The 12,965-nt window shown below is 41.9% G+C and carries 12 protein-coding genes; 2 read left to right on the top strand and 10 right to left on the bottom strand.

The annotated features are described in order from the left end of the window. Positions 1–88: 88 nt before the first annotated feature. The 10 genes from ccmE to rimP all read right to left on the bottom strand — a co-directional run bounded on the left by ccmE (position 89) and on the right by rimP (position 9,357). Positions 89–538 (bottom strand): cytochrome c maturation protein CcmE, encoded by a 450-nt coding sequence (ccmE, locus tag BUQ89_RS06630; protein ID WP_028461156.1) that lies wholly within the window; start codon positions 536–538, stop codon positions 89–91. Continuing rightward, entirely contained in the window at positions 522–722 is a 201-nt protein-coding gene (gene ccmD / locus BUQ89_RS06625) for a heme exporter protein CcmD (RefSeq protein ID WP_028461155.1), read from the bottom strand. Before ccmD ends, ccmE begins: the two co-directional genes overlap by 17 nt. Further along, on the bottom strand, positions 719–1,465 hold the full coding sequence (locus tag BUQ89_RS06620) for a heme ABC transporter permease (RefSeq protein WP_028461154.1): 747 nt from the start codon (positions 1,463–1,465) through the stop codon (positions 719–721). The genes ccmD and BUQ89_RS06620 overlap by 4 nt, the downstream gene beginning before the upstream one ends. A 197-nt stretch (positions 1,466–1,662) precedes the next feature. After that, on the bottom strand, positions 1,663–2,322 hold the full coding sequence (gene ccmB, locus BUQ89_RS06615) for a heme exporter protein CcmB (RefSeq protein WP_028461153.1): 660 nt from the start codon (positions 2,320–2,322) through the stop codon (positions 1,663–1,665). Position 2,323: 1 nt separating this feature from the next. Further along, on the bottom strand, positions 2,324–2,938 hold the full coding sequence (gene ccmA, locus BUQ89_RS06610; RefSeq protein WP_028461152.1) for a cytochrome c biogenesis heme-transporting ATPase CcmA: 615 nt from the start codon (positions 2,936–2,938) through the stop codon (positions 2,324–2,326). 103 nt (positions 2,939–3,041) lie between these two features. After that, positions 3,042–3,974 (bottom strand): tRNA pseudouridine(55) synthase TruB, encoded by a 933-nt coding sequence (truB, locus tag BUQ89_RS06605; protein WP_028461151.1) that lies wholly within the window; start codon positions 3,972–3,974, stop codon positions 3,042–3,044. Positions 3,975–4,028: 54 nt separating this feature from the next. Then, positions 4,029–4,412 (bottom strand): 30S ribosome-binding factor RbfA, encoded by a 384-nt coding sequence (gene rbfA / locus BUQ89_RS06600; protein ID WP_028461150.1) that lies wholly within the window; start codon positions 4,410–4,412, stop codon positions 4,029–4,031. A 28-nt stretch (positions 4,413–4,440) separates the two neighbouring features. Then, positions 4,441–7,071, bottom strand: coding sequence for a translation initiation factor IF-2 (gene infB / locus BUQ89_RS06595; protein WP_028461149.1), 2,631 nt, complete (start codon positions 7,069–7,071; stop codon positions 4,441–4,443). A 358-nt stretch (positions 7,072–7,429) separates the two neighbouring features. Beyond that, entirely contained in the window at positions 7,430–8,902 is a 1,473-nt protein-coding gene (nusA, locus tag BUQ89_RS06590) for a transcription termination factor NusA (protein ID WP_028461148.1), read from the bottom strand. 26 nt (positions 8,903–8,928) lie between these two features. Further along, positions 8,929–9,357: a ribosome maturation factor RimP gene (gene rimP / locus BUQ89_RS06585; RefSeq protein WP_028461147.1), complete on the bottom strand. Its 429-nt coding sequence runs from the start codon at positions 9,355–9,357 to the stop codon at positions 8,929–8,931. A gap of 290 nt (positions 9,358–9,647) precedes the next feature. Between rimP and acs the strand changes: the two genes are divergently transcribed. Together acs and BUQ89_RS06575 are read left to right on the top strand one after the other, a co-directional pair. Next, complete coding sequence (gene acs, locus BUQ89_RS06580; protein WP_028461146.1) at positions 9,648–11,618, top strand: acetate--CoA ligase; 1,971 nt, start codon at positions 9,648–9,650, stop codon at positions 11,616–11,618. A gap of 67 nt (positions 11,619–11,685) precedes the next feature. Then, the gene (locus tag BUQ89_RS06575) at positions 11,686–12,654 is read left to right on the top strand and encodes an MBL fold metallo-hydrolase (protein WP_028461145.1); all 969 of its coding nucleotides are present in this window, start codon (positions 11,686–11,688) and stop codon (positions 12,652–12,654) included. The last annotated feature ends 311 nt before the right edge of the window (positions 12,655–12,965 follow it).

The following is a 12,965-nucleotide window of genomic DNA, read 5'->3' as shown; positions in this document are numbered from 1 at the left end:
ATTTGGAAGTTAATGATTATGCGGAAATTACTGACATTCAGCTAAATAAGCTACACTTTCCTTTATATCTGTTTCAATTCTTATTTTTTTATTGTGTCAGTACTGCTTTTTGTGCTTGAGCCGCTTGCTCTAAAGCACTAGCGGCTTCGGGTGGCATATAGTTTTCATCATGCTTGGCAAGTACTTCATCAGCTTCAAAAATACCATTAGCTGCCATTTTTCCCTGAGCGACAACACCTTTCCCTTCTTTGAACAGATCTGGAAGAATACCCGTATAGACTACAGGAATAGTTTTTGCCGTGTCGGTCACGGCAAAACTGACTGCAACATTACTGTCATCCCGTTTTACGCTGCCTTCTTCCACCAGCCCACCAATCCGAAAACTTTTACCTACAGGCGCTTCATTTGCAGCTACCTGAGTCGGACTAAAGAAAAAAACCAGGTTACTCTGGAATGCATTTAATACTAGTATCGAAGCAATGCCTAATGCAGTTATTCCCGAAGCGATCATTGCAAGCTTCTTATGACGCGGTTTCATTATCATTTATCTCTTTTGAATTTGATTCGTAAATGAGACCTTGTTGTTTCTGCAAAGTTCGACGGCGATGTGAAATTAATATAATTTCCCCTATTATGCAGACAAACGCCACAAAATATGAGCCCCAGACATACGCGCCATATCCACCCATTGCAAAAAATTCTGACCAGCTAGCCCAGTTCATCGGATTTTCTCCTTATCTCGTAAATCAGCTACCCACGCCGTATGACGTTCTCGCTCAAGAATAATGACACGAGTGCGCATTAATGTCATAGCGATTGAATACATCCAGCTCGCTAGCGCCATAACAAGCATCCCCATAAGCATAGTAGTTGCCATTGCGGGTGCCTGATTCAGACTAACCGATGCGCCCTGATGCAGCGTATTCCACCATTGCACCGAAAAATAAATGATGGGAATGTTCACGACACCCACCAGTGCAATGACAGCACCAGCTTTATCAGCTCGTCGCGGATCATCTATGGCTGCCTGTAAGGACATAAAACCAATATATAAAAATAATAAAATTAATTCAGATGTCAATCGTGCATCCCATACCCACCAGGTCCCCCACATAGGTTTACCCCACAATGCACCTGTCCATAATGCTATAAACGTAAACATTGCACCAGTAGGCGCAATCGCAGTCGCAATCATGGAAGAAAGCCGTGTGTTAAATGCCAGACCAATACCTGCCCAGAAAGCCATCACCAAGTATAAAAACATAGACATCCATGCAGCAGGCACATGAATAAAAATAATACGGTAAGCCTCGCCTTGCTGAAAATCTGTAGGTGCAACAAAAAAACCAATATATAGCCCTGCTATCAGTAAAATTACTGCAGCAAAAATAAATATCGGGATCATTTTACCTGCAAGAAAATAAAAGCTTGCTGGAGAAGAATATTTATACCAGTTAATTGCCATATTTTATAATTCTTAATATTTAATTCTAAGTGTCCATTTTTTATTCTAAATTTACAGTTACTAATTTTAAACCAAAAATATAAAATCAAGAATCGCTTTCTTTTGGATACCTTAAGGAACTAAAAGTTGTAAAAAAAGAACAAACTTCATACTGAGTTCATCTCTAACCAGATCGCATAAAAATTTCAAATATGCCTTTACTCCATAGAAATACGCAAAGATGACGCCGTTGCCCAAGGCGCAAGCACAAGCGACACGAGGAAAAATGCGCCTAATAATGAGAAATGAGCACTGTATCCAAGTCCTGCTGTACTGGCCTCCACCGCACCAGATCCAAAAATCAGAACAGGAATATACAATGGCAGCACCAACAACGACACGAGTACACCTCCACCACGCAAACCCAGAGTCAATGCTGCACCGATGGCACCGATTAAGCTCAGAACGGGTGTGCCCAATAATAACGATGCGGTCAATACGGATAATGCATCTGTTGGTAAATCATATTGAATGCCCAAAATAGGTGCCATTAATACCAAAGGAACACCGGTTACTAACCAATGAGCCAGCGCCTTTCCCAGTATAAGAAGCGGCAACGATTGTGGTGAAAGCAACATTTGCTCCAAAGTGCCATCAAGATAATCACTGGAAAACATCCTGCCCAGAGATAACATCGAGGCTAATAGCGCAGCAACCCATACGACACCTGGCGCCATCGTCCGAAGCATACTCATTTCCGGACCAACACTCAGTGGAAACAAGCTCACTACGATAATAAAGAAAAATAAAGTAGTTAATACATCTGCTTGCCGACGCATAGCCAGCAACAGATCACGTTGAATTATCCACAGAAACATATTAAGCGAGCTGCAACTGCTGAATAGTTTTAGCCGATATCGCTATTTCCTGGTGTGTCGTCATTACGATCATACCACCCTGCGCCAAATGTTGTTCCAGCATCACCTGAATTATCTTTACTGCAGATACATCGAGTGCCGCTAGAGGTTCATCTAATATCCATAATACTGTCTTACAAACAAGTAATCGCGCTAATGCAACACGTCGACGCTGCCCTTGAGAAAGCACTTTAACGGGTAACGTTTCTCTTCCGCCCAGCCCCATATATTCCAATGCTTCACGAGCTTTAGACTCACTAATCTCAATACCGGCCAGGGCGCTTGAAATACGTAAATTTTCAATAACGGTCAAATCATCCTTAGTGCCACTCAAGTGACCAATATAGGTAATAACGCCATAGTAATCACCACCTAAAGAACGAATAGCATCGCCGTGCCAACAAACTTCTCCAACAGCAGGCATGGTTAATCCACATAATATTCGCAACAAACTGGTTTTCCCGCTGCCGTTAGGGCCATGTACCTGCATCAATTCACCCTCTCTAAGCGAAAAATTGATGTTTTTAAATAGCCTACGATCACCCCGCACGCATGTTAGATTGCTTCCCTGCAACATTACTAGATAATGAAATAAGATGAATAATTATAATGTATTGATAATCTCTGTAGCATTGTATCGATATTCCAGATCAAAGTTAGTCATAAAAGCTCATGATTTCTTAATTAGTTGAAAATAGGGTATTCGATACTAATCGTTTAGCTGCAATCGCTCTCTCTGCAGTTATTTTACCCAAACCCAAGAATTGTTTTTCCTGATTATATAAGCGAACATTGTCTCCTTCCGACAGGCCGACTGTATCAGATCGGTTAGATATAATACGCCCTTGGAATAAAAATGCAGCTGTCATGTCATCCAGGGTTACTGCTGGAAAATTACATAACAGACTATCAACTGGATATAAGCAGTTGTCCAGATGCCCTGTAGTCATGCCCTCAAGTGCTGTTAATGTATACCCTTGGGAAAGATCAAAACGATCAATACTAGAACGGCATAACTTAGTGAGATAGGCACCACCATAGCCCAATGCTTTACCGATATCTTCTGCTAACGTACGAATATAAGTACCCGTCCCACACTTAACAATAATACGTAATTCATCATCGACGAATGATTCAACGTGCAAATCATAAATCACTACTTCGCGAGGCTTTCGCTCGATTTCTTCACCATTTCTTGCATAGACATATAATGGTTTGCCACGGTATTTCAGTGCACTATACATGGGGGGTATTTGTAAAATTTGACCAATAAAACGTTGCAATACATCCCTGCATTCATGCAATGTTGATACGACTTTATCCGTATTCATTCTGCTAAGCGAAGCAATTTCTCCCTCAGCATCGCCTGTTGAGCTGATATACCCCAGTTTAAGTGTCGCCTCATAAATTTTATCTGCTCCTAATAATACTGAAGAAAACTTAGTGGCTTCGCCGAAACAGATCGGCAACAATCCGGTTGCCATTGGATCAAGCGTGCCAGTATGACCAGACTTGGCTGCGGAGAAAAGACGTTTGGTAATTTGAAGCGCTCGATTAGATGTAATGCCATAGGGCTTATTTAATAGCAATACACCACTAATATTACGCTTCACTTGTTAATCAGAGTTAAACGGTGGGACTCAATATGCAACATGAACATCCATATTTTAGATATCGACATGCGATTGATTAGCGCTATCCTCCTGCGCCACCGCCTCATCTATAAGACGCGAAAGACGCACACCGCGCTCAACCGACTCATCATAAATAAAATAAAGATGAGGCACTACTCTTAGTTTCATTCTATGCGATAAATGAGTACGCAAAAAGCCACTCGCATGCTCTAAGCCTTTCTCAATCAAGAATCTTTCCTCTTTACTAGCAAGCGTAGTATAGTAGACTTTAGCATTTCCATAGTCCCGACTGACTTCAACACCCGTCACTGTAATCATACCCACACGTGGGTCTTTAATTTCATTATCGATTAAATTTGCCAACTCACGCTGAATCTGATCAGCCACACGTAACGTACGAGAATAATCTCTAGGCATGTTTTGTATTATCCAGATAAAACACACATCATAAAGACCGTGCCGTTTCTATAATTTCATAAGATTCCAGTTGATCACCCACCTGAATATCATTAAAATTTTTCAACGAGAGTCCACATTCAAACCCTTCCCTAACTTCTTTCACATCATCTTTAAAACGTTTTAGTGAATCGAGCTCGCAACTATGTATCACTTTACCATCACGTAACAATCGCACCAGCGAATTCCGTTTAATAATGCCATCTAATACATAACAACCCGCAATAGCACCTACCTTGGGAATACGGAACAATTCACGGATTTCAACCAGGCCAAGAATATTATCCTTACGATCTGGCGACATCATGCCAGATAAAGCTGCTTTTATTTCATCGACCGCTTCATAGATGATATTGTAATAACGAACATCAACACCACTAGAAGTGATCAGTTTACGTGCACTTGCATCTGCACGTGTATTAAAACCAATCACAACGGCTTTGGAAGCAAGTGCCAAATTAATATCAGATTCTATAATGGCCCCAACTCCGCTATGAATAATATTCACTCTCACTTCGTCAGTAGAAAGCCTTTGCAGCGAATCCGCAAGCGCCTCACAAGAGCCTTGAACATCTGCCTTGATAATCAGTTCAAGTATTTTTACATCGTCTTTCTGTTCAAATACATTTTCAAGCTTTGCAGCCTGTAATTTAGCAAGCTTTACATCACGATATTTACCCTGACGAAACAGTGCAATTTCACGTGCTTTTCTTTCATCATCCAACACTATGACTACTTCACCAGCTACAGGCACTTCTGACATACCTTGAATTTCCACTGGAATAGAGGTGCCAGCTTGCTTGATCGGCTTGCCATTCTCATCAGTCATCGCTCGAACCTTGCCAAATACTGCACCAGCAAGTAGCACATCGCCCCGCTTTAAAGTGCCTGATTGCACCAGTATCGTGGCTACCGGGCCACGACCCTTATCCAATCGTGACTCAATCACGACACCTTTGGCAGGTGTATTTTTGGGAGCCTTAAGCTCCATTACTTCCGCTTGCAGTAAAACGCTCTCCAACAGAGTATCGATACCTTCGCCCGTTTTAGCTGAAACCTCAACAAACATGGTATCACCACCCCAATCTTCTGGCACAACCTCATGTGCAACCAGTTCCTGTTTAATTCGTTCAGGATTGGCTTCTGGTTTATCCATTTTATTAACAGCGACAACGATCGGAATTTTAGCTGCTTTTGCATGGTGGACTGCCTCAATAGTTTGAGGCATGACACCATCATCTGCAGCAACTACCAAAATAACCATATCAGTAATTCTAGTACCACGCGCTCTCATAGCTGTAAATGCTTCATGCCCAGGTGTATCCAAAAAGGTAACCATTCCCTGATTAGTCTCAACATGGTAAGCACCAATATGCTGAGTAATACCTCCCGCCTCGCCACCCGCCACCCGTGAACGACGAATATAGTCCAGCAAAGAAGTTTTGCCATGATCCACATGACCCATTACCGTGACGACTGGCGCACGTGGTTCCATCTTTAATTCAACTTCTGTCGTATTCGCATCTGTTAAGAAAGATTCAGGGCTATCAAGTGCCGCATACTTTGCAACATGCCCTAGTTCTTCCACTACAATCATTGCTGTATCCTGATCCAGCATCTGATTAATAGTCACCATATTTCCCATTTTCATCAATACTTTAATAACCCCAGCAGCCTTAACCGACATTTTCTGAGCAAGTGCCCCGACCGAAATCGTTTCAGGCACCATGATTTCATGAACAATAGGTTCCGTAGGTGCTGAAAAAGCATGGATATTTTGCCCATCGTTTGATGACGATTTTCCATGCTTTTCTTTACGTGTCCGCCACCCCTGACCACTGGTCAAATCGCCCCGTGCTTTAATACCGCGCCGCTTTGTTACTTCATCTTTCCAGTCAGCCTGCTTCGTTTGTTTCTTTTTCTTCTCAACTTTTTCTTCCGCTTTCACCGGTGTTTTTTGTAATGTTCCTTCTTTTGAAACAGATGCTGACTCTGGCTGTACTTGTGATTGTGGTATTTCTACCGGCTCTGAAGTTGCCTCAGATGAGATGGCGATAGATTCATCAGTGGCCTCAATGACTATCGGCGGTGTAACTACAGGTTTGGCCTGCTCCTCTTCTTTATTTTTTACAATAATTCCTTCCCCAGCCTTTTTACGCCTTTGCTTTTCTTTAATTTCTGCTGCCTGGCGCGCGATCAATTCGGCCTGCTTCCTTGCTTCTTCTTTACGTAATGCCATTTGAGCAGCATCTATCACGGGTTCGAACATAGGTGGTTTTGCTTGATCGACCTCTGTGACTCGATCTTTAACTTCATCAGGCACTACCGGTTTTGCCAGCACACGTTTTTTTCTCACTTCCACCTGAATAGTTCGGGCTCTTCCAGCACTATCAGATTTTCTAATTTCAGAAGTTTTCCTGCGAGTCAAAATAACACTGCCTTTTGTATCAGCAGTACCGTGAGCCTTACGAAGATAATTAAGCAACTGAGCTTTGTCTTGCTCCGTCAAACTGTCTCTGGCCAACGACTTATTTACACCGGCCGCCCGAAGTTGCTCCAATAGTACAGCCGGCAACAAGCCCAGTTCATTCGCAAATTGTTCTACACTCATTTGAGTCATCTGTAACCCTTCAACATTCCAGTTTCATACAAAACGAATAGTACCTACTTCATCTTCAGAGAGTGTCTGAAAATTTAAAGTGGTAATCAAAATAAACCATCATACGCTACGGTACAAACGCATAGTTATATAATACATATACAATGCGCGAGAATACATTCTCATTAGCAATCAAAAATCAAAACAATTAAATTAAACGGTAAAAAATAAACAGTTAGTTACAGTTAAATATTCAATCGTGTTTAATGATTCTAGAAACCGCCCATCAAATACTCGCTCGCGCTTTATCTTGACTATATTATTATTCGTTTACTATAAAATGGAAAACTTCACCATTATTATCAATCGGCTACTGCAATCAAACAAACCATGGTTCACGTGCTTTAATAATTAATTGATTAGCACGCTCGATATCTATCCCCGTCATTTCCACCAAATCATCTGCAGCCAGATCGGCCAGATCGGCTTGAGTATTAATACCTTTTGCCGCTAATTCATGCATGATTTTGACATCCATACCATCCAGAGACAATAGGTCCCCAGTCATATGTTCGACCTTTTCTTCATTAACAATAGCATCAGTCAGAAGAATATTACGTGCACGATTACGCAGTTCATTTACAGTTTGCTCATCAAAAGATTCAATCTCCAACATCTCATTGATGGGCACATAAGCAATTTCTTCCAATGTAGAGAATCCTTCACTCATCAATATCTCGGCCATTTCCTGATCGACATCCAATTTCTCGACAAAGAGCTGACAGATCATAGAGGTTTCTTCTTCATTCTTGGTCTGCGATTCTTCTTCCGTCATGATGTTGAGTTCCCAACCCGTCAACTCTGACGCAAGTCGAACATTCTGACCGCCTCGGCCTATTGCCTGTGCAAGATTATCATCATCCACCACAATATCCATACTGTGTTTTTCTTCATCCACCATGATGCTACTAATTTCAGCGGGTGCAAGCGCATTAACAACAAAAGTGGCTGGATCATCAGACCACAAAATAATATCTACACGCTCTCCTGACAGCTCACCAATAACCGCCTGCACTCTAGAACCACGCATACCAACACAAGTACCTATTGGATCTATACGCGAATCATTTGATTTGACAGCAATCTTGGCACGTGATCCGGGATCTCTCGCTGCCATCTTAATTTCCAGTAAATTTTCTTCAATTTCTGGCACTTCCAATTCAAACAATCTCACTAAAAATTCCGGTGAAATGCGTGATAATAATAATTGAGGCCCTCTTGCAACACGATCAACTTTATGCAAATAGGCGCGAACACGATCACCAATACGCAGGTTTTCTTTAGGGATCACCTGATCGCGCGGCAATACGGCTTCAATTCTGCCGGATTCGATAATTGCGTTACCACGTTCCATACGTTTGATAGTGCCGGTAACCATATAATCTTTTCGTTCAAGAAAATCATTTAAGGTCTGTTCACGCTCAGCATCACGTATTTTTTGAAAAATCACCTGTTTCGCCGCTTGCGCACCGATACGTCCAAATTCAATTGGCTCAAGTGATTTTTCGTAAAAATCTCCTAATTTAATCTCAGCATCATGCCCTAATGCTTCATTTAAAGAAATTTGACGAGCAGGATCCTCAACAGCATCATCAGGCACCACTACCCAACGCCGAAAAGATTGATAGTCTCCCGTTGTCCTATCAATCAGAACCCGCGTATCAACTTCTTCTTGAAATCGTTTTTTCGTAGCGGATGCTAATGCCATTTCTAATGCAGTAAAAACAATGTCTTTTTCGACACTTTTTTCACGCGCCAATGCATCTACCAACAGTAAAATTTCGCGGCTCATAGTCCTCCAGCCAAATTTCCATATACCTACAATTTTGGAACCAAACGGGCTTTTTCAAGGTTACTCAGTTCAAGGTCTAACAATTGTCCTTCGACTTCAAGCTTCAATATGCCATTATTTACTTCCCGCAAAATCCCAACGAAATTCCTTTGTCCTTGTAAAGCCACGCGTAGTTTCAGCTTAACCGACTCTCCCTGAAAACGGAGAAAATCAGCTTCTTTTTTTAATAATCTATCTAATCCAGGCGAGGATACCTCAAGCCGACTGTAATCAATATTCTCAACAGCGAGTAACCGACTCAGATGATCGCTAATCAAAACACAATCATCAATATTAACCCCACCTTGTTTGTCAACAAATACTCGTAATAGTTTGCCACGTGCCAATTGTTCCACTTCAACCAACTCATATCCCATTCCAGATAAAGTTGATTCCAGCAATTTGTACAACGCCATAGCCTCGCCACAAATAAAAAAAGGGCTGAAAAAGCCCATCGAAATTACGCAAACATTCTAACAAAAAATTATTAAAGATGAAACATAAACTTCGTTAAATGTAGTGCTTGCAATACTTTAATCTCATCTTCGCTGGCTATCACTTACTAGACTCAAGCAAAAAACCCTTTAACCGGAATCTTGTAATTCATACGTCGTCTTATCAGGCTGCATTGATGTAAGTGTTACAATTTCCTTTCCTAAAAAAGGGGCAGCTTTCTGAAGAAACCAATTTATCGGAGATTTACGTTATGCCCATTATTGAATCTGTTCTTAATGAAACCCGGGTCTTCCCGCCAAATAAAGAATTTTCTGAACACGCTAATATATCCAACATCGCAGAATATCGAGCATTATGCATGCAAGCTCAGGAAGATTACTTAGGCTTCTGGGAAAAACAAGCGAGAGAGCATATTCTGTGGCATAAGCCATTTACTCGAGTATTAGACGAAGCTAACCCCCCATTTTTTAAATGGTTTGATGATGGTGAATTAAATATTTCCTTTAATTGCCTGGATCGGCACCTTACTACTCAACCCGATAAAACCGCCATTATTTTTGAATCAGACGATGGCCAAGTTATTCATTCGACATATCGCGATCTCCATCAACGCGTCTGCCAATTTGCCAATGCACTTAAATCACTCAATATATGTAAAGGGAATCGTGTTGTTATTTACATGCCGATGTGTATTGAAGCAGTGGTAGCCATGCAAGCTTGCGCCCGCATTGGAGCCATTCACTCTGTGGTGTTTGGCGGATTCTCAGCTAAAAGCTTACATGAACGCATTAAGGATGCCGGTGCTGTAGCTGTCATTACCGCTGACGAGCAAGTACGCGGCGGTAGAAATAATCCGCTGAAAGCTACTGTTGATGAAGCCATTGCTCGCGGTGGAACTGAATCGGTAAAATCAGTCATCATTTACAAACGTACAGGAGCAAATATATCGATCGAGGCAACGCGTGATGTTTGGTGGCATGAAATCATTCAAAATGAAAATACCGTCTGCGAACCGGAATGGGTTAATGCCGAGCATACACTTTTTACACTTTACACTTCCGGTTCAACCGGAAAACCCAAAGGGGTTCAACATTCCAGCGCAGGCTATTTACTAGGAACGATTATTAGCATGCACTGGGTGTTTGATTACAAGTCAACGGATATTTTCTGGTGTACTGCTGACATAGGCTGGGTTACCGGTCATAGCTACGTGACATATGGTCCTTTAGCAGTCGGAGCGACACAGATTATCTTTGAAGGAACACCTACCTATCCGGATGCAGGGCGATTCTGGGAAATTATACAGAAACATAAAGTGACCACTTTTTATACCGCACCCACTGCCATTCGTTCACTCATCAAACTGGGTCCGGATTTGCCCGAAAAATATGATTTATCTTCATTGCGTTTGCTTGGCTCGGTTGGCGAGCCCATTAATCCTGAAGCATGGATATGGTATTATAATAAAGTCGGTCGAGCTCATTGCCCCATTGTAGATACTTGGTGGCAAACTGAGACGGGTAGTCATATGATTGCCCCGCTGCCGGGTATTGTACCCCTTAAACCGGGCTCCTGTACGTTACCTTTACCTGGAATTTTTGCGGCTATTGTTGATGAAACCGGTCATGACGTCGAAACCGGTGAAGGTGGGTTCCTGGTTATCAAACGTCCCTTTCCTTCACAAGTTCGTACATTATGGGGTAATCCGGAACGCTTTAAAGAAACCTATTTTCCTATAGAAATGGGTCATGGCAGATACTATTTATCAGGTGATTCTGCAAATTGTGATCAAGATGGTTATTTCTGGATTATGGGAAGAATTGATGATGTCCTGAATGTCTCGGGTCATCGTTTAGGTACAATGGAAATCGAATCTGCACTGGTTGCTCATCCACTGGTAGCAGAAGCAGCCGTAGTAGGAAAACCCCATGAGATAAAAGGAGAATCAATTATCGCATTTGTCGTTATGAAAGATCAGTGTCCGCAAGGTACGGCAGCCATTCAGATTGTTAATGAATTGCGTAATTGGGTCGCTAAAGAAATTGGCCCCATTGCCAAACCCGATGAGGTTCGTTTTGGTGACAATCTACCGAAAACCCGTTCCGGTAAAATTATGCGGCGTTTATTGCGTACACTCGCCAAAGGAGAAGAAATTACTCAGGATACTTCCACACTAGAAAACCCAGCCATTCTTGATCAGCTACAACAAGCCATAAAATGAATTTTTACTTTGCAAACCATACAAATTGTCGTTATTTCAATCGATTCTTTCTCTTGCCGGAATTTCAATGACATCTTCTCTTGTTACTGATTATGATCATGGTATTAGTGCCGTAGATGCACAATATCACCGTCCGGGACGCGCGGCCATTCACCTGATTGTAGAAAATGGCATGGTCGCATTGGTTGATACAGGTACCGCCTTCTCAATTCCTGGCGTTGTGCAAGCACTAAAAGAAAAAAACCTGGCACTCGAAAATGTCGTCTACATATTGCTAACACATATACATCTTGACCATGCTGGCGGCGCGGGAGAATGTATGCGTTGTTTTCCCAACGCAAAGTTAGTAGTGCATCCACGCGGGGCCCGACATATGGTGGATCCTGCCAGACTTATAGCAGGCGTAATCGCCGTTTATGGTGAAGCAGAATTTAAACAAATATATGGCGAAATTCTTCCGATAGATGCGAATCGCATAATCGAAGCACCTGATCAAACCCGTATTGATCTGAACGGCCGAACCTTATTGTTACTGGATACTCCCGGTCATGCGCGTCACCACTACTGTATTTATGATGAACGGAGTCATTCTTTTTTTACCGGAGATACTTTTGGCGTTTCTTACCGAGAGTTCGACGTTGATGGAATGGAATTTGTATTCCCAACGACAACACCTGTGCAATTTGACCCGATCGCAGCCCATGAATCAATAGATCGAATTATGAGTTATAACCCGCACTATGCTTACTTGACTCATTATAGTCGAATTGGCAATTTGCCACATCATGCTATAGCTATGCACAGCTTAATCGATGCTCATGTAGCGATAGCAAAAAGTGCTAACGAAAAAAGTATTGACCGGCATAAAATATTAAAAGCCGCACTAGAAAAGCTTTTGCTGCAGCAGTTGATTCAGCATGGTTGCAAATTATCACAGCAAGCAATCCGTGATTTATTGCGCTCGGATATCAAACTGAACGCCCAAGGTCTGGAAAGTTGGCTCGATCAACCAGTCAGCAGATTAAAACAGTTATGATTCACCCTAAATCTTCCCGCTATCTACAATCAGGCAACAGCATTATGAGCTATGGCCGTATGATCCACGCTTTTCTCCTTTTCCTGAATAATCAATACACTGCTTTACGCTGACTAAGACCATAAATATCTGCCACAAAAAATACGATAATAACCAGTCCAATTTTCTTATTCAGAAAAAATTTTTTTAAAGTTAGAACCATATACTAAACATCTATTTATTGCCGTCTGCCACCTTCTGTCTTTTTGTTACTGTGCAGCTTCCTTTGTATGACGAGAGTGGGCATATTTTAAGCAAATCGATTTCTAACG

Origin of the sequence: Nitrosomonas cryotolerans ATCC 49181, assembly GCF_900143275.1 — a bacterium.
Lineage (GTDB): Bacteria > Pseudomonadota > Gammaproteobacteria > Burkholderiales > Nitrosomonadaceae > Nitrosomonas > Nitrosomonas cryotolerans.
The sequence above is the reverse complement of the archived record's forward strand: the minus strand, read 5'-3'. Positions and strand labels throughout refer to the sequence as shown.

Bases quoted from the DNA above. Each gene is read 5' to 3' on its own strand.
- ccmE (WP_028461156.1), bottom strand. From the start codon at position 538: ATGAAACCGCGTCATAAGAAGCTTGCAATGATCGCTTCGGGAATAACT.
- ccmD (WP_028461155.1), bottom strand. From the start codon at position 722: ATGAACTGGGCTAGCTGGTCAGAATTTTTTGCAATGGGTGGATATGGC.
- rimP (WP_028461147.1), bottom strand. From the start codon at position 9,357: ATGGCGTTGTACAAATTGCTGGAATCAACTTTATCTGGAATGGGATAT.
- nusA (WP_028461148.1), bottom strand. From the start codon at position 8,902: ATGAGCCGCGAAATTTTACTGTTGGTAGATGCATTGGCGCGTGAAAAA.
- acs (WP_028461146.1), top strand. From the start codon at position 9,648: ATGCCCATTATTGAATCTGTTCTTAATGAAACCCGGGTCTTCCCGCCA.
- ccmA (WP_028461152.1), bottom strand. From the start codon at position 2,938: ATGTTGCAGGGAAGCAATCTAACATGCGTGCGGGGTGATCGTAGGCTA.
- BUQ89_RS06575 (WP_028461145.1), top strand. From the start codon at position 11,686: ATGACATCTTCTCTTGTTACTGATTATGATCATGGTATTAGTGCCGTA.
- ccmB (WP_028461153.1), bottom strand. From the start codon at position 2,322: ATGTTTCTGTGGATAATTCAACGTGATCTGTTGCTGGCTATGCGTCGG.
- BUQ89_RS06620 (WP_028461154.1), bottom strand. From the start codon at position 1,465: ATGGCAATTAACTGGTATAAATATTCTTCTCCAGCAAGCTTTTATTTT.
- infB (WP_028461149.1), bottom strand. From the start codon at position 7,071: ATGACTCAAATGAGTGTAGAACAATTTGCGAATGAACTGGGCTTGTTG.
- rbfA (WP_028461150.1), bottom strand. From the start codon at position 4,412: ATGCCTAGAGATTATTCTCGTACGTTACGTGTGGCTGATCAGATTCAG.